This window comes from Acinetobacter sp. CAU_H_60 (assembly GCF_058599385.1).
In genome coordinates this window covers 2,612,034-2,626,562 of record NZ_CM178653.1, presented here as the reverse complement: position 1 = coordinate 2,626,562, position 14,529 = coordinate 2,612,034, and the positions used below count along the sequence as shown (strand labels likewise).

20 protein-coding genes and 1 pseudogene are annotated in these 14,529 nt (G+C 43.2%); 17 read left to right on the top strand and 4 right to left on the bottom strand.

Annotation, left to right across the window (positions count from 1 at the left end):
* Positions 1 to 53 precede the first annotated feature (53 nt).
* From AC4MBN_RS12495 to AC4MBN_RS12485, 3 genes are all read right to left on the bottom strand, one after another.
* Entirely contained in the window at positions 54 to 494 is a 441-nt protein-coding gene (locus tag AC4MBN_RS12495) for an RrF2 family transcriptional regulator (RefSeq protein ID WP_419364151.1), read from the bottom strand.
* Between the two features lie 89 nt (positions 495 to 583).
* A complete protein-coding gene (hmpA, locus tag AC4MBN_RS12490) occupies positions 584 to 1,792 on the bottom strand; it encodes an NO-inducible flavohemoprotein (protein ID WP_491880290.1) in 1,209 nt (402 codons plus the stop codon).
* 152 nt (positions 1,793 to 1,944) lie between these two features.
* Positions 1,945 to 3,462: a helicase HerA-like domain-containing protein gene (locus AC4MBN_RS12485; RefSeq protein WP_491880289.1), complete on the bottom strand. Its 1,518-nt coding sequence runs from the start codon at positions 3,460 to 3,462 to the stop codon at positions 1,945 to 1,947.
* 249 nt (positions 3,463 to 3,711) lie between these two features.
* Between AC4MBN_RS12485 and AC4MBN_RS12480 the strand changes: the two genes are divergently transcribed.
* Positions 3,712 to 5,412, top strand: a complete 1,701-nt coding sequence (locus AC4MBN_RS12480) for a vWA domain-containing protein (protein WP_228154820.1) — start codon at positions 3,712 to 3,714, stop codon at positions 5,410 to 5,412.
* A gap of 56 nt (positions 5,413 to 5,468) precedes the next feature.
* Here the strand turns inward: AC4MBN_RS12480 and AC4MBN_RS12475 are convergent, their stop codons facing one another.
* Positions 5,469 to 6,656, bottom strand: coding sequence for a PLP-dependent transferase (locus AC4MBN_RS12475; protein WP_180047875.1), 1,188 nt, complete (start codon positions 6,654 to 6,656; stop codon positions 5,469 to 5,471).
* A 162-nt stretch (positions 6,657 to 6,818) separates the two neighbouring features.
* On the opposite strand from AC4MBN_RS12475, the gene AC4MBN_RS12470 reads away from it, so the two are divergent.
* From AC4MBN_RS12470 to rpsN, 16 genes and pseudogenes are all read left to right on the top strand, one after another.
* Complete coding sequence (locus tag AC4MBN_RS12470; protein WP_180025508.1) at positions 6,819 to 7,553, top strand: type 1 glutamine amidotransferase; 735 nt, start codon at positions 6,819 to 6,821, stop codon at positions 7,551 to 7,553.
* 274 nt (positions 7,554 to 7,827) lie between these two features.
* Complete coding sequence (gene rpsJ, locus AC4MBN_RS12465) at positions 7,828 to 8,139, top strand: 30S ribosomal protein S10 (protein WP_000070912.1); 312 nt, start codon at positions 7,828 to 7,830, stop codon at positions 8,137 to 8,139.
* Positions 8,140 to 8,199: 60 nt separating this feature from the next.
* Entirely contained in the window at positions 8,200 to 8,838 is a 639-nt protein-coding gene (gene rplC / locus AC4MBN_RS12460) for a 50S ribosomal protein L3 (protein ID WP_005233737.1), read from the top strand.
* An 11-nt stretch (positions 8,839 to 8,849) separates the two neighbouring features.
* Complete coding sequence (gene rplD, locus AC4MBN_RS12455; protein WP_004786925.1) at positions 8,850 to 9,452, top strand: 50S ribosomal protein L4; 603 nt, start codon at positions 8,850 to 8,852, stop codon at positions 9,450 to 9,452.
* A complete protein-coding gene (gene rplW, locus AC4MBN_RS12450) occupies positions 9,449 to 9,769 on the top strand; it encodes a 50S ribosomal protein L23 (RefSeq protein WP_004786923.1) in 321 nt (106 codons plus the stop codon). The genes rplD and rplW overlap by 4 nt, the downstream gene beginning before the upstream one ends.
* Positions 9,770 to 9,780: 11 nt before the next feature.
* A complete protein-coding gene (rplB, locus tag AC4MBN_RS12445) occupies positions 9,781 to 10,605 on the top strand; it encodes a 50S ribosomal protein L2 (protein ID WP_005233738.1) in 825 nt (274 codons plus the stop codon).
* 19 nt (positions 10,606 to 10,624) lie between these two features.
* Positions 10,625 to 10,900 carry a 30S ribosomal protein S19 gene (rpsS, locus tag AC4MBN_RS12440; protein WP_004673001.1) on the top strand — a complete coding sequence of 92 codons (276 nt, stop codon included), beginning with the start codon at positions 10,625 to 10,627 and terminating at the stop codon, positions 10,898 to 10,900.
* 11 nt (positions 10,901 to 10,911) lie between these two features.
* Complete coding sequence (rplV, locus tag AC4MBN_RS12435; protein ID WP_001982638.1) at positions 10,912 to 11,241, top strand: 50S ribosomal protein L22; 330 nt, start codon at positions 10,912 to 10,914, stop codon at positions 11,239 to 11,241.
* A 1-nt stretch (position 11,242) separates the two neighbouring features.
* Positions 11,243 to 12,059: pseudogene (gene rpsC / locus AC4MBN_RS12430) on the top strand (30S ribosomal protein S3).
* Positions 11,999 to 12,412, top strand: a complete 414-nt coding sequence (rplP, locus tag AC4MBN_RS12425) for a 50S ribosomal protein L16 (RefSeq protein ID WP_004786917.1) — start codon at positions 11,999 to 12,001, stop codon at positions 12,410 to 12,412. The pseudogene rpsC and the gene rplP overlap by 61 nt, the downstream one beginning before the upstream one ends.
* Positions 12,412 to 12,609 carry a 50S ribosomal protein L29 gene (gene rpmC, locus AC4MBN_RS12420; RefSeq protein ID WP_004786915.1) on the top strand — a complete coding sequence of 66 codons (198 nt, stop codon included), beginning with the start codon at positions 12,412 to 12,414 and terminating at the stop codon, positions 12,607 to 12,609. Before rplP ends, rpmC begins: the two co-directional genes overlap by 1 nt.
* Positions 12,606 to 12,863 carry a 30S ribosomal protein S17 gene (gene rpsQ / locus AC4MBN_RS12415; RefSeq protein WP_004786913.1) on the top strand — a complete coding sequence of 86 codons (258 nt, stop codon included), beginning with the start codon at positions 12,606 to 12,608 and terminating at the stop codon, positions 12,861 to 12,863. The genes rpmC and rpsQ overlap by 4 nt, the downstream gene beginning before the upstream one ends.
* A 91-nt stretch (positions 12,864 to 12,954) precedes the next feature.
* The gene (gene rplN, locus AC4MBN_RS12410; RefSeq protein WP_001982634.1) at positions 12,955 to 13,323 is read left to right on the top strand and encodes a 50S ribosomal protein L14; all 369 of its coding nucleotides are present in this window, start codon (positions 12,955 to 12,957) and stop codon (positions 13,321 to 13,323) included.
* Positions 13,324 to 13,332: 9 nt separating this feature from the next.
* Complete coding sequence (gene rplX / locus AC4MBN_RS12405) at positions 13,333 to 13,650, top strand: 50S ribosomal protein L24 (RefSeq protein ID WP_004786911.1); 318 nt, start codon at positions 13,333 to 13,335, stop codon at positions 13,648 to 13,650.
* 16 nt (positions 13,651 to 13,666) lie between these two features.
* A complete protein-coding gene (gene rplE, locus AC4MBN_RS12400) occupies positions 13,667 to 14,203 on the top strand; it encodes a 50S ribosomal protein L5 (RefSeq protein ID WP_004786908.1) in 537 nt (178 codons plus the stop codon).
* Between the two features lie 9 nt (positions 14,204 to 14,212).
* Positions 14,213 to 14,518 (top strand): 30S ribosomal protein S14, encoded by a 306-nt coding sequence (gene rpsN / locus AC4MBN_RS12395; RefSeq protein WP_004786907.1) that lies wholly within the window; start codon positions 14,213 to 14,215, stop codon positions 14,516 to 14,518.
* Positions 14,519 to 14,529: the final 11 nt, after the last annotated feature.

The window sequence follows — 14,529 nt, the reverse complement described above, 5'->3', positions numbered from 1 at the left end:
AAGGAAGTCGGGCGGGCAAGCGAACTTTAGAATTGCCCCATAGAATAAGGGTATTAGAGATTGATCAGGCTAATCGGTGACTGGATGCTAAAATGTTCCTTGGTCGGTTCAACGACATCACCCAGAATATATTGATCGAGACTGGTATAGAACTGTTCCACAGCCTGATCCAGAATGCCTTTTAATCCGCAATTGGTACGTAGTACACAGGGTGGATCATTACATTCCACAATCTGGTTGTCACGTTGCAGAATACGCACAATCTGTCCGAGCTGAACTTGCAGGGCAGCCGGATTGAGACGGATTCCACCCCCTTTACCGCGAGAGGTAATGAGCCAGTCCTGTTTCGCCATAAAGTAGACGATTTTCATGGCATGGTTCTGCGAAATCTGTAAGCGCTCCGCCAGCTCGGCAATCGTATAAGGCAGATCGCGGGGTTGCGCAACATACATCAGTATGCGCAGCGCATAGTCAGTAAATTTATTCAGTTGCATGATAATACTGATGTTTTTGATGAAAAAAATTAGGGTTAGTCTAGCATACCAGACTAACCCTCTTTTTTTATTTTAAGCTGAAGAAGCAGTTAGTGGCGTACACCACCTGTGCCAAAGGCTTCGCTATGAATGTTCTCAGCAGGGATTCCGCGAGCGACGAGCGCCTTTTGCTGTTCAGCCATAAATGGCATTGGACCACACAGGTAATAGTCGGCATTTTCTGGAAGCAGGGCACGGTCAATTATGCTGAGATCCAGACGACCAGCAAAATCATAATCCTCACCCAGTTTGTCATTGGCATGTGGGAATTCGTATGCAGTCACTGTATGCAGACGTGGATATTTCGCTTTTAGCTCATGAATGTGCTGTTTCATCGCATGTACCTGTTTGCTACGGCAGGCATGGATGAAAGTCACAGGCTGTGGCATGTCCAGAGTCACCAGTTGGTTCAGCATAGCCACCATTGGAGTTAGACCTACACCGCCACTGATGAACACATTACGTTTGTTCGGATCGATCAGGTAGAAGTTGCCTGTTGGTGCAGAGACTTCAATTTCTGAACCTTCTGGCAGGCTGTGTAAAGTATTCGATACCCAGCCTGGAACCATGTCGCCTTTCTGATCTTCACGTTTCACGGAAATACGCAGGTAATCGGCTTGTGGGCAAGTCGACAGGGTATATTGGCGTGGCTGTTTTAGGTTCAGCTCAGGCACAAACACGCGTACAGAGATATATTGTCCAGCTTCATATTTCGGTAATGGACCGCCGTCAACTGGAGCCAGGTAGAAGGAAGTGATTTCATCACTTTCTACGACTTTCTTGGCAATCTTGAAGTTGCGCCAGCCTAACCAGCTACCTTTAGTCTGTTCATGCTGATCATAGATCGCTTTTTCAGTTGCAATAAACAGGTCAGCCAGTTGACCGTATGCTGCAGCCCAAGCATCAATCAATGGATCATCCATAGAAATGTTCAATACTTCACTGATTGAATGCAACAGGTTTTCCCCAACAATACCGTAGTCCGGTGCCTTAATGTTTAGGCTTACGTGTTTATGTGCGATTAGCTCAACCACGGGTAACAGCACAGATGGATCTTCGATATTTTCAGCATAAGCCAGAACCGCACCTGCCAAGGCTTGTGCTTGAGCTCCACTACGTTGATGTCCCATGTTAAAGGTTTCTTTCAAATCAGGATTATTGCCTAGCATGCGGTTATAGAAATAACCAGTCAGGGCAACCCCATTTTCACGAAGAACAGGAACAGTGGCTTTTACAAGGTCAATTTGCTGTGGAGTCATAGCTGATCTCTCATGGCTGTTATTTATAAGATGTATTTAAAATACATCTTATAAAATGCTTTTACAATATAGTAAAAGCATAAAACCATAAAAAAATTATGGGATATGAAAATATCCCATAAAAATGATGTTTTCGATCGGAGAAAGGAAGGTTATTTACGCCCGAAGAGAGAGCCTAATAGACCACGCACAATTTTCTGTCCGGTATTACCACCAAGACTACGTGCTGCACTTTTGGCAAAGGTACTCACAATATCCTGTGTGAGTTTTTCACGTTGCTTGGCTGCACGTTCAGCTTCTTTTTGCTGTTCACGTGCCAAACGTTCCTGTTCTTTGGCCTGTTGCTTGGCAAGTTCCGCGGCTTGTGCCTGCTGCTGACGTTCCAGTACTTTTTGCTGCAGCATCTCATGTGCACTGTCACGGTCAACTTCCTGCTCATAAATACCAGCCACGATACTTTGCTGCATGAGCACTTTACGTTCTTCAATTGAGATCGGACTAAAAGAAGAATGTGGTGGCATGATCCAGCCACGTTCCACAATTTGTGGTGTGCCTTTTTCATCCAGACAGCTAATCAGCGCTTCACCTACAGCAAGTTCAGTAATCGCTTCCTGCACTTTAAATTCTGGATTGGCACGGAAGGTATCTGCCGCCGTTTTGACTGCCTTCTGGTCTTTAGGAGTAAAAGCGCGTAAAGCATGCTGAATACGGTTGCCGAGTTGCCCTAATACGCTTTCAGGTAAGTCGAGTGGATTCTGGGTGACAAAGTAAATCCCGACACCTTTGGAGCGGATCAGACGCACCACCTGTTCAATCTTTTCCTGCAGGGCGGGGCTGGCATTATCAAAGAGTAAATGCGCTTCATCAAAGAAGAACACCAGTTTCGGTTTGTCCAGATCACCCACCTCTGGTAACTGTTCAAATAACTCTGACAGCATCCATAACAGGAAAGTGGCGTACAACTTCGGTGTGTTCATCAGCTTGTCGGCAGCCAGCAGATTGATATTGCCGCGGCCTTGGCTATCCGTTTGCAGGAAATCCATCAGGTCTAGTGCTGGCTCGCCAAAGAATTTATCCCCGCCTTGATCCGCAAGTGCCAATAAATTGCGTTGAATCGCACCGAGGCTGGCAGGCGATAGATTGCCATATTCCGCTTTAAAGTCTGCAGTATGTTCGCTGACATAACTCAGCATGGCTTTCAGGTCTTTAAAGTCGATCAGTAGCAGGCCCTGATCATCAGCAATCCGAAAGACGGCGGACAGTACTCCTTCTTGCGTGTCATTCAGGTTTAGGATACGGGCAAGGAGGAGTGGTCCAATTTCGGAAATCGTAGTACGGATCGGATGGCCTTGTTCACCAAACAGATCCCAGAATACGACCGGCGAAGCTTCAAAAGGAATTGAGTCAATATTCAGGCTTTTAATACGTTCATCAAACTTAGGATTACTTTCGCCTGGCTTGGCCAGGCTGGAAACATCTCCCTTGGCATCGGCAAGGAACACGGGTACACCAATGCGAGAAAAGCTTTCTGCCAAAACTTTCAAGGTTACCGTTTTGCCGGTTCCGGTCGCGCCGGCAATCAGTCCGTGACGGTTGGCAAGCTGTGAATGCAGCACAATATCTTGCGTGGTATCACTGGTTTTTTTAGCAATAATGATCGGTATATTCATTAACTTGAAAACCTCTATATAAATTTTTGTCTTTTGGAATACTTAAATTTCCCTTATGCAGGGATTTGTGATTTAAGTCTCTTTTTTGGTTTATTGTGTTACATGTTAAGGTATTTTGACTTTATTGTTGAAATTGTATTCATTTTTTGTAATATTCACCATTCATTTTATTTTTAATAACATTATGAAAAATAAAATTTTAATTTAATAGCTTTTATTAAATAGTTTGAAAACGGTTAGAGGGTGTAAATGAAACTTAACAAACAATTATTAGCAATGTTAGTGGGAACATCTGTATTTTTAACGGCATGTGGTGGTGATTCAGATAGCTCAATATCTACAAAGCCTACTGATCCAGTTCCACCAGAACAGCCAGGCGAAACGCTTACTACTATTCAAGATGTTGCAACTGTAGTAAGTGAAAAGGCAAATATTGCAGTTTTTGGTGAAGTGAATCCTAAATATTTTACAGAGACAGCATTAACATCAGGTCGGACTGTTTTATTGTTAGATGATAATGTGACAAAAGCAGCTGGATTTGCTTCACAGGTTGATTTAACTGCTTCATCGGCACAGAATCAAGCGAAAGTGAGATCAGTTGTATTAAATCAAAATTTAGATGAATTTAGTAAATTCTATTTAGCTGCATTTACTAATGCTCTTATCCAGCAAAATGCAAAAGTCAATATTTTAACTAATCGTGTATCTACGAATGCTCAAGGTGAAGTGGTTAATGTAATCTTGGATATTGATTTTTCTAATGCCAATGAACTGACTAAAGTTCGTGACCTGTTGTTATCTGTATTAAATTCAAATTCATCTGTTACTACTCCTGTAGCCGTACAAGCAAGTGATAAAAAATTACGTCTCAATTTATCTTTTTGGCTTGCAAACCAATCAGGTTATATTTGGGGAAATACTTACGTAGCGAGTAATAGTGATCAAGTTAACCAAGTATATGGTGATTTGAATATTGCTAGTGCTTTAAGTAGCAATGCGGTTATTGAAGTGGCTACAGCAAAAGAAACTTTTACTCAAACAACACAATCTGCAAATGCGGTTGACATTTTATGGAATATTGATTCTTCAGGTTCAATGTCTGAAGAACAGCGTAACTTGGCTAATGGTGCTGCACAGTTCTTTAAATCATTGAATCAAGCAGGTGTAGATTATCGTTTAGCAGTGAATACGCAGGATGCGTATGCATGTAAGTCGCTTAGAACTTTAAAAGATAAAACGACTAATTTTATTGATAGAAATACACCAGATGCAGAGCAAGAGTGGGCTACCTTGGCTCAACCTGGAACTTATGATTCAGCTACTGAAACAGGTTTTTACTGCGTTCGTGAAGCAGATTTGACTGGTTTTGATCGTCCAAATGTGAAAAATTTAGTAGTGTTTGTTTCAGATGAGCCTGAAAATGAAACATATTGGCAGTACAGTCCTGTATATAGTAACTATACACGACGAGATTTTAATGATTATAAAAATTATTTCTTGTCTACAAACACTACCTACTTTTCGATTGTGGGTACATCTGATCATATCCGTCCAACTTTTGCAGATCCTACAACTTCTTGGAGTACATTAGGATTTGAATGTAATGGTCAAGGTGGATCTGCTGAAGGAGGAGGGCACTTTAAAGAGATTGCACGTTTGACTGGTGGGGCTTCTGCTTCAATTTGTGCTGATGCTACAAGCTGGAATGTGGTATTTGATGACATTATCCGTGTAGCAACTGGTCTTGCAAGTCAGTTTAGTTTAAAACAGGTACCAGTACCTTCAACTGTTAAGGTGACAGTAAATGGTCAGAATGTTGGGCGTGATACAACACATCGACAAGGCTTTGATCTAGTTTATAGTAATTCTGGAGTAAGCTTAGTATTTTATGGAACAGCTTTACCAAAAGCAGGAGAGACTGTTTCTGTAAGCTATGATTACTTTAAGTAAAGCGAAACGATAATGTAAAAAATTGGGCAATTTGCCCAATTTTTTTATGTCTATATTTAAGCTAAGACTTTTAAAGCCTGTTTAATATCCTGAATCAGATCTTCCGGATGTTCTAGCCCAATACAGAAACGGACCAGAAAACCCTCTTTCAAATGTGAATGTTCAAGCACACGCATTTCTTTTAAGTTATATAGCATGACCAGACTGACAGGACCACCCCAGCTAAAGCCAAGCTTAAACAGTTTTAAGCTGTCACAGAAATTGCGAATATCTTGCAACTTGTAGTTATTGTCAAAAATCACGCTGACCAGTCCGGCACTGTGTCCTTGCTTGCAAATTTCTTTCCAGTATTCATGACCTGCGTTGTCAGTATCAGCCGGATGTAAGACCTGGACAAATTCTGGTTGCTGTTTGAGCCAGTGTAATAAGGTTAAGCAGCTTTGTGATTGATGTTCATATCGGAGTTGCATCGACGCCAGACTTCGTTGTACCTGAGCGACATCATCGCCTGATACAGAGATACCCTGAATGGCATGCGCACGGAACAATTTGTGATGCAGGTCTTTATCGCGGGTCACCACTGAACCCATCAGGATATCACCGCCACCACTTGGATATTTGGTCAGGGCATGCACAGTCATATCGACACTTATATGATCCTCACCAAAATCAAATGCATTAAAGGCAAGGCCTGCACCCCAGGTATTGTCCAGCGCAGTGAGGATGTTGTTCGCTTGGGCCTTCTTGACCAAGCGACTTAAATCGGGGAATTCTAAAGTCACGGAACCCGCCGCTTCAAGCCAAAGTAGTTTGGCTTTTTCCGAGGGCTGAAAAGTATCCGCATCTATCGCATTATAGACTTTGACTTGAATGCCATAGCGGGTTTCCAGGTTGCGTAGATGTTCCATGTTTGGACCATAGATATTATCCGCAACCCACACTTCATCGCCTTGGCTTAAAAAACAAGAATTCACGAGATTAATCGCGGATAAACCACTCGGTGCCAGCAAGCAATATTGACCGCCTTCGATCTGGGCAATGCTATCGCCTAAGGTAAATGTCGTCGGTGTACCATGCGTGCCATAGCTATAGTCATAGTCATCAGTCCAGTGGCGATTAAATAGGGCATCAGTATTGTTAAAGATGATGGTGGATGCACGAAACAGGGGAGGTTGAATACTGGAAATATATTGCGGGGCCTTTCGTGGTGCATGAATCAGCGCTGTTTGAGGATTTTTTTTCACGTGAATGCTCTTAAATGTAATCAAATATTGCTTTAGCTTAAGAGAATCTCATTATTGCTGCCAGTTATGTTGTGAAATGTTGAAAAAATTGACATTGCTAAAAAGTTGGCTTCATTTTTGCAAAACCTAAAATCAGAGAGCTACAACAAAAGGTTTAGGCGCATGAAGTCGCAGTTAAAAGTACATTATTTTCAGCATATTGCTGGCGAGGGTTTTGGTAGTTGTATTGATTTTTTAAAGCAGCATCAGGCGCAAATTACTGCGACTGAATTCTTTGCTTTACCCGTCGATCGTCCACTGGATATTGAAGCTTTGCCATCAGTCGATGAAGTTGATTTGCTGATCATCATGGGAGGCACCATGAGTGTCAATGATGAAGCGAATTATCCATGGCTCAAGATCGAAAAACGCTGGTTACGCCGTTATCTTTCCCACGGAAAACCAACGATTGGCCTATGTTTGGGTGGGCAGTTGATCGCCAATGCCTTGGGGGCGGCCGTCAGCCGTAACCAGGAACAGGAGCTGGGCTGGACCACGGTTCGCAAAGTCGCACATGTACCCGAGGATTGTTTTGTTTTGCCTGAACAGTTTGAAATCATGCAGTGGCATAGTGAAACCTTTGAGCTGCCTAAGGGAGCGATTCATCTGGCAGAAAATGAAGCCTGTCGTAATCAGATGTATCAACTCGGCAAGAATGTCTTGGGTTTCCAGTTTCATCCGGAAATCACCCCGGAAACTTTAAAGCTGTTTTTGGAAAATGAAGAAGAAATTTCACAATTTTCTGGAAAATATGTACAGGACATTCAACAACTGAAAAGAACAACCAAAAATAATTTTATTCAAGGAAATCAAATACTAAACCAAGCTATTCAGTATGTTTTGGAAAAAACAGCCTAGTGGGTAAAAAATAAACAATTGATTTCCCGAATAAATTGAAATACAGCAAGAAAAACTCTAAAAGGGATTTGCTTATGCAATAAACAATGGCTATAATAAGCGACCCTTCGATAGGAAGGGGGTTAACTGCGAAGAAAGTAGTTAACTATCGTTACAGTCGTGGCATCGATCACGACCTTAGTGATATTTCACTGCTCTTGACACTTGCCTTAAAATAGTGGGGTGAGATGCGTCAAGAGTGATTCTTTATATATTTGGCTTGGAGTTAACTGGTATGTCTAACCAGAGAATTCGTATCCGTCTTAAGTCTTTTGATCACCGTCTTATTGATCAATCAGCTCAAGAAATCGTAGAAACAGCAAAACGTACTGGCGCACAAGTTTGTGGTCCAATTCCAATGCCTACACGCATTGAACGTTTTAACGTTTTAACATCACCACACGTTAACAAAGATGCGCGTGACCAATACGAGATCCGCACTTATAAACGTTTGATCGACATCGTTCAACCTACAGACAAAACTGTAGATGCATTGATGAAGTTAGATCTTGCAGCTGGTGTTGATGTTCAGATCGCATTGGGTTAAGGCTTTCGGGTTAATTAACGCTCTAAGTTAATTAGGCCGCTTTTTTAGAGGTTTATGCACATGGCTATTGGTTTAGTCGGTCGCAAGTGCGGTATGACACGTATCTTTACAGATGCTGGTGTTTCTGTGCCTGTTACAGTGATTGAGGTTGATCCTAACCGCATCACTCAAATCAAAACGCTTGAAACTGATGGTTATCAAGCGATTCAAATCACTACTGGTGAACGTCGCGAATCTCGCGTAACTAACGCTCAGAAAGGTCACTTTGCGAAAGCTGGTGTTGCTGCTGGTCGTCTGGTTCAAGAATTCCGCGTTTCAGAAGCTGAGCTTGAAGGTCGTGAAGTTGGCGCTACTATCGGTGTAGATCTGTTCACAGTTGGTCAAATTGTTGACGTAACTGGTCAGTCTAAAGGTAAAGGTTTCCAAGGTGGTGTTAAGCGTTGGAACTTCCGTACTCAAGACGCTACTCACGGTAACTCTGTTTCTCACCGTGTTCTAGGTTCTACAGGTCAAAACCAGACTCCTGGTCGCGTGTTCAAAGGCAAAAAAATGGCTGGCCATTTAGGTGCTGAACGCGTAACTGTACAGGGTCTTGAAATTGTATCTATCGACGCAGAACGTTCAGTTCTAGTAGTTAAAGGTGCGATTCCTGGCGCTACTGGTGGCGACGTAACTGTTCGTCCTACGATCAAGGCCTGAGGGGAAATAACGTGAATTTAAATACTGTTTCCGGCTCTGCTGTTGAATTATCAGAAGTTGCGTTCGGTCGTGAATTTAATGAAGCTCTTGTACACCAAGTTGTTACAGCTTACTTAGCTGGTGGTCGTCAAGGTTCTAAAGCTCAGAAATCACGTGCAGACGTTTCTGGCGGTGGTAAAAAACCATTCCGTCAAAAAGGTACTGGCCGCGCTCGTGCTGGTTCTATTCGTAGCCCAATCTGGGTTGGCGGTGGTAAAACTTTTGCTGCTCGTCCACAAGACTGGTCTCAAAAAGTAAACCGTAAAATGTACCGCGGTGCTATGCAATGCATCCTGGCTGAACTTGTTCGTCAAGATCGCTTAGTTCTAGTTGAAGAGTTTGCTGTTGCAGCTCCAAAAACTAAAGAATTGCTTGCAAAACTTAACGACTTGAATGCTACTCGTGCATTGATCGTTACTGATGCTGTTGATGAGAACTTGTATCTAGCTGCTCGTAACCTTCCACACGTTGATGTGGTTGATGCGACTGCAATCGATCCTGTTAGCTTGATCGCGTTCGATAAAGTTGTTATGTCTGTAGCTGCTGCTAAGAAAATTGAGGTAGAACTCGGATGAACAACGAACGTTTATATCAAGTCCTGCAAGGACCTGTTTTCTCAGAAAAAGCACAAGTTTTAGGTGAAACTGCTGGTGTTCAAGTATTCAAAGTTGCACTTGATGCAAACAAACTTGAAATCAAAAAAGCAGTTGAACAATTGTTTGGTGTAGAAGTTGTTAAAGTTAACACTACGATCACTAAAGGTAAAACTAAACGCTTTGGTAAAACATTAGGACGTCGTTCTGATGTTAAAAAAGCATACGTCACCCTGAAAGCTGGCCAAGATGTTGAAATGGCTGACTTGGGCGATGCCGCTGAAAGCGCAGCGGAATAAGGACGAAAACTATGCCTATTCAAAAATGTAAGCCAACGTCTCCGGGACGTCGCTTTGTAGAGAAAGTGGTTCATGATCACCTTCACAAAGGCGCGCCTTATGCTCCACTAGTTGAAGCTAAAAAACGTACTGGCGGCCGTAATAACAACGGTCACATTACGACTCGTCACGTTGGTGGCGGTCACAAACAACACTACCGTTTAATCGACTTCAAACGTAACAAAGACGGCATCCCAGCTGTAGTTGAGCGTATTGAATACGATCCAAACCGTACTGCGCACATTGCGTTGTTGAAGTATGCTGACGGTGAACGTCGCTACATCATCGCGCCTAAAGGTTTACGCGCTGGTGATTCAGTTCAATCTGGTAACGATGCTCCAATCCGTCCAGGTAACTGCTTGCCACTTCGCAACATGCCTATCGGTTCTACTCTTCACAACATCGAACTTAAAATCGGTAAAGGCGCGCAGTTAGCTCGTTCAGCTGGTACTTCTGTTCAGTTGTTGGGTCGTGACGGTTCTTACGCTATCGTTCGTCTTCGTTCAGGCGAGATGCGTAAAATTCATGTTGAATGCCGCGCTGTGTTAGGTGAAGTATCTAACTCAGAAAGCAACCTTCGCTCACTAGGTAAAGCTGGTGCATCACGCTGGCGTGGTGTTCGTCCTACCGTTCGTGGTATGGCGATGAACCCAGTTGATCACCCACACGGTGGTGGTGAAGGGCGTAACAAAGGTATTCAACCTGTAAGCCCATGGGGTCAAAAAGCTAAAGGGTACAAAACACGTACCAACAAGCGTACGACTAAGATGATTATTCGCGACCGTCGCGTTAAGTAACAAGTAAAGGAATCTGACAATGCCTCGTTCTCTGAAAAAAGGCCCATTCGTCGATGCGCACTTGTTCGCTAAGGTTGAAGCGGCTATCGCGGCTAATAACCGTAAGCCGATCAAAACTTGGTCGCGTCGTTCGATGATCCTCCCGGATTTTGTTGGTTTAACAATTTCTGTACACAATGGCCGTAACCATGTTCCAGTGATCATCTCTGAACATATGGTTGGACACAAGCTTGGTGAATTTGCACCGACTCGTACCTACCGTGGTCACGGTGTTGACAAGAAATCTAAACGTTAATAGGTGCTATGATGGAAGTAACTGCTAAATTACGCGGTGCCGCTATCTCGGCACAAAAAGCTCGTTTGGTTGCAGATCTTATCCGCGGCAAATCTGTTGCGCACGCTCTTAACATCTTAAACTTCAGCAACAAAAAAGCTGCAGTATTGGTTAAGAAAGCGTTGGAATCTGCAATTGCAAACGCTGAACATAATAACAGTTTAGATGTAGACGACCTTAAAGTTTCTACGATCTACGTTGATGAAGGCATGAGCCTGAAACGTATTATGCCACGTGCTAAAGGCCGTGCAGATCGTATTACTAAGCGTACTTGTCACATCACCGTTAAGGTAGGGGTTTGATATGGGTCAGAAGGTTCATCCAATCGGTATCCGCCTAGGTGTTGTGAAACGTCATAACGCTAACTGGTATGCGAGTCCGAAACAATACGCTGAATACTTGCTTAAAGATTTGCAAGTTCGTGAGTTTTTAACTAAAAAACTTAAGAATGCAATGATCAGCAATATTCTTATCGAACGTCCAACAGGCGCTGCTAAAGTAACTATTAGTACTGCTCGTCCTGGTATCGTAATCGGTAAAAAAGGCGAAGACATTGAGAAATTACAACGCGAATTAACATCTATTATGGGTGTTCCTGCGCAAGTAAGTATCAACGAAATTGATCGTCCAGACTTAGACGCGCGTCTAGTTGCTGAAGCTATCGCTTCTCAATTGGAAAAACGTGTAATGTTCCGTCGTGCTATGAAGCGTGCGGTTCAAAACACTATGCGTGCTGGTGCGAAAGGTATCAAAGTAGAAGTTTCAGGCCGTTTAGGTGGTGCTGAGATTGCTCGTACTGAATGGTATCGTGAAGGTCGTGTACCTCTACATACTCTTCGTGCAGATATCGACTACGCGACTATGCGTGCTGAGACTACTTACGGTACGATTGGTGTTAAGGTTTGGATCTTCCGTGGCGAGATCTTGGGTGGCATGAAACAAGTCATGAACCCAGCTCCAGCTGAAGAACGTCCAGCTAAACGCGGTCGCGGTCGTGGTGAAGGTCAAGAGCGTCGTGGTCGTCGCAATGATCGTTCTGCTGAAAAAGGAGAATAATCCATGTTGCAACCTAAACGTACTAAATTCCGTAAGGTGCAAAAAGGCCGTAACACTGGTCTAGCTCACCGCGGTAGCTCAGTATCTTTTGGTACTATCGCACTTAAATCAATTGAACGTGGTCAAATGACTGCACGTCAAATTGAAGCAGCGCGTCGTACAATTAGCCGTCGTATTAAACGTGGTGGTAAAATCTTTATCCGTGTATTCCCGGACAAGCCAATTACTTCTAAGCCACTTGAAGTGCGTATGGGTAAAGGTAAAGGTTCTGTGGAATACTGGGTTTGCCAAATCAAACCAGGTAAAGTCTTGTACGAAATTGATGGTGTTAACGAAGACCTAGCTCGCGAAGCGTTCACGCTTGCTGCTGCTAAACTTCCGTTTAAAACCACTATCGTGACTCGGACGGTAATGTAATGAAAACTAAAGATCTACGTGAAAAGTCGGTAGAAGAGTTGACAGCTTTGCTTGATGAGCAACAGCTAAACCAATTCCGTCTTCGTATGGCGAAAGCAACTGGTCAATTGGGTAAATCGCACGAAGTGCAATTGACTCGCAAGACTATTGCTCGTATCAAGACCCTCCTTACCGAAAAACAGGGGAACGGACAATGAGTGAAAATACAGTCCGCACGTTAACAGGCAAAGTAGTAAGCGACAAGATGGAAAAATCTATCGTTGTTCTTATCGAACGCCGTGTTCAACACCCGTTGTATGGCAAATCAATCCGCCGTTCAACAAAATTACATGCTCATGATGAGAACAACACAGCTAAAGTTGGCGACGTTGTAACCATTAAAGAAAGCCGCCCAATGTCTAAAACTAAGTCATGGACTTTAGTTGAAGTTGTTGAAGCAGCTGCTGAGTAATTAACGTTCTTGTTGCATCATCGGTCAATTTCGAGTACTCTTTGAGCCTTTCGAAATTGTGACCGGTGATGCTCGGTTTTGGAGTAGGGCAATGATTCAGACCGAAACTATGCTCGACGTAGCAGACAACAGTGGTGCTCGCCGCGTACAATGTATTAAAGTACTTGGTGGTTCACATCGTCGTTATGCTTCTGTTGGCGACATTATTAAAGTTACTGTAAAAGAAGCAATTCCACGCGCACGTGTTAAAAAAGGTGACGTGATGAATGCAGTAGTTGTACGTACAAAATTCGGTATCCGTCGTCCAGACGGTTCAGTGATTCGTTTCGACGATAACGCTGCTGTTATTTTGAACAACAACAAAGCGCCGATTGCAACTCGTATTTTCGGACCAGTGACTCGTGAACTTCGTACTGAACAGTTCATGAAAATTATTTCATTGGCTCCTGAAGTTCTATAAGAGGCGATCATGGCTAAGATTAAAAAAGGCGATCAAGTAATTGTGATCGCAGGTAAAGAAAAAGGCAAACAGGGTACTGTTCTGTCTGTTTCTAATGACCGCGTTAAGGTTGAAGGCCTTAACTTGGTGAAGAAGCATCAAAAGCCGAACCGTGTTACTGGCGCTGAAGGCGGCATCGTAACTCAAGAAGCTTCGCTTCACATTTCAAACGTGGCAATTTTTAATGCTACAACCCAAAAGGCTGACCGTGTTGGTTACCAAACGATTGATGGCGTGAAAACTCGCGTATTCAAATCTAATGGTGAATCAGTGGCGGTAGCGAAGTAATAGGTTGAAAAAGGCAATGGCCAGACTTAAAGCACGTTACAACGACGAACTTAAAGCTCAATTAAAAGAACAATTGGGAATTAAGAATGTGATGGAGATCCCTCGCATCACTAAAATCACTATCAACATGGGTGTTGGTGCAGCTTCTGCTGACAAGAAACTCCTTGATGGTGCTCTTTCTGATATGCAAGCTATCGCTGGTCAAAAACCAGTTCTTACGTTAGCTCGTAAATCTATCGCTGGTTTCAAAATCCGTGATGGTTGGCCGATTGGTTGTAAAGTTACTTTACGCGGCGAACGTATGTACGAATTCTTAGACCGTCTGATCTCGATTGCGATTCCTCGTATCCGTGACTTCCGTGGTTTCTCTGCGAAATCATTTGATGGTCGTGGTAACTACTCAATGGGTCTTAAAGAACAGATCATGTTCCCTGAGATCGATTTTGACAAGATTGACCGTATTCGTGGTATGGACATTACCATCACTACGACTGCTCGCACCGATGACGAAGGCCGTGCGCTAATGCGTGCATTCGGCTTCCCGTTCAAATAAGAGGTCGAAATGGCTAAGAAAAGTATGATTAATCGCGAATTGAAACGCGAAGCTACTGTTGCTAAATACGCTGCAAAACGTGCTGAATTAAAAGCAATCATTGCAAACGTAAATGCTTCAGATGAAGAACGTTTCGATGCGATGATGAAATTACAAGCATTACCACGTAATGCATCTCCAGTACGTCTACGTAACCGTTGTGGTTTAACTGGTCGTCCTCATGGTTACTTCCGTAAGTTCGGCTTAAGCCGTAACATGGTACGCGATAAAGTAATGCAAGGTGATGTACCTGGCGTTGTTAAGGCAAGCTGGTAAGGAGCACTATA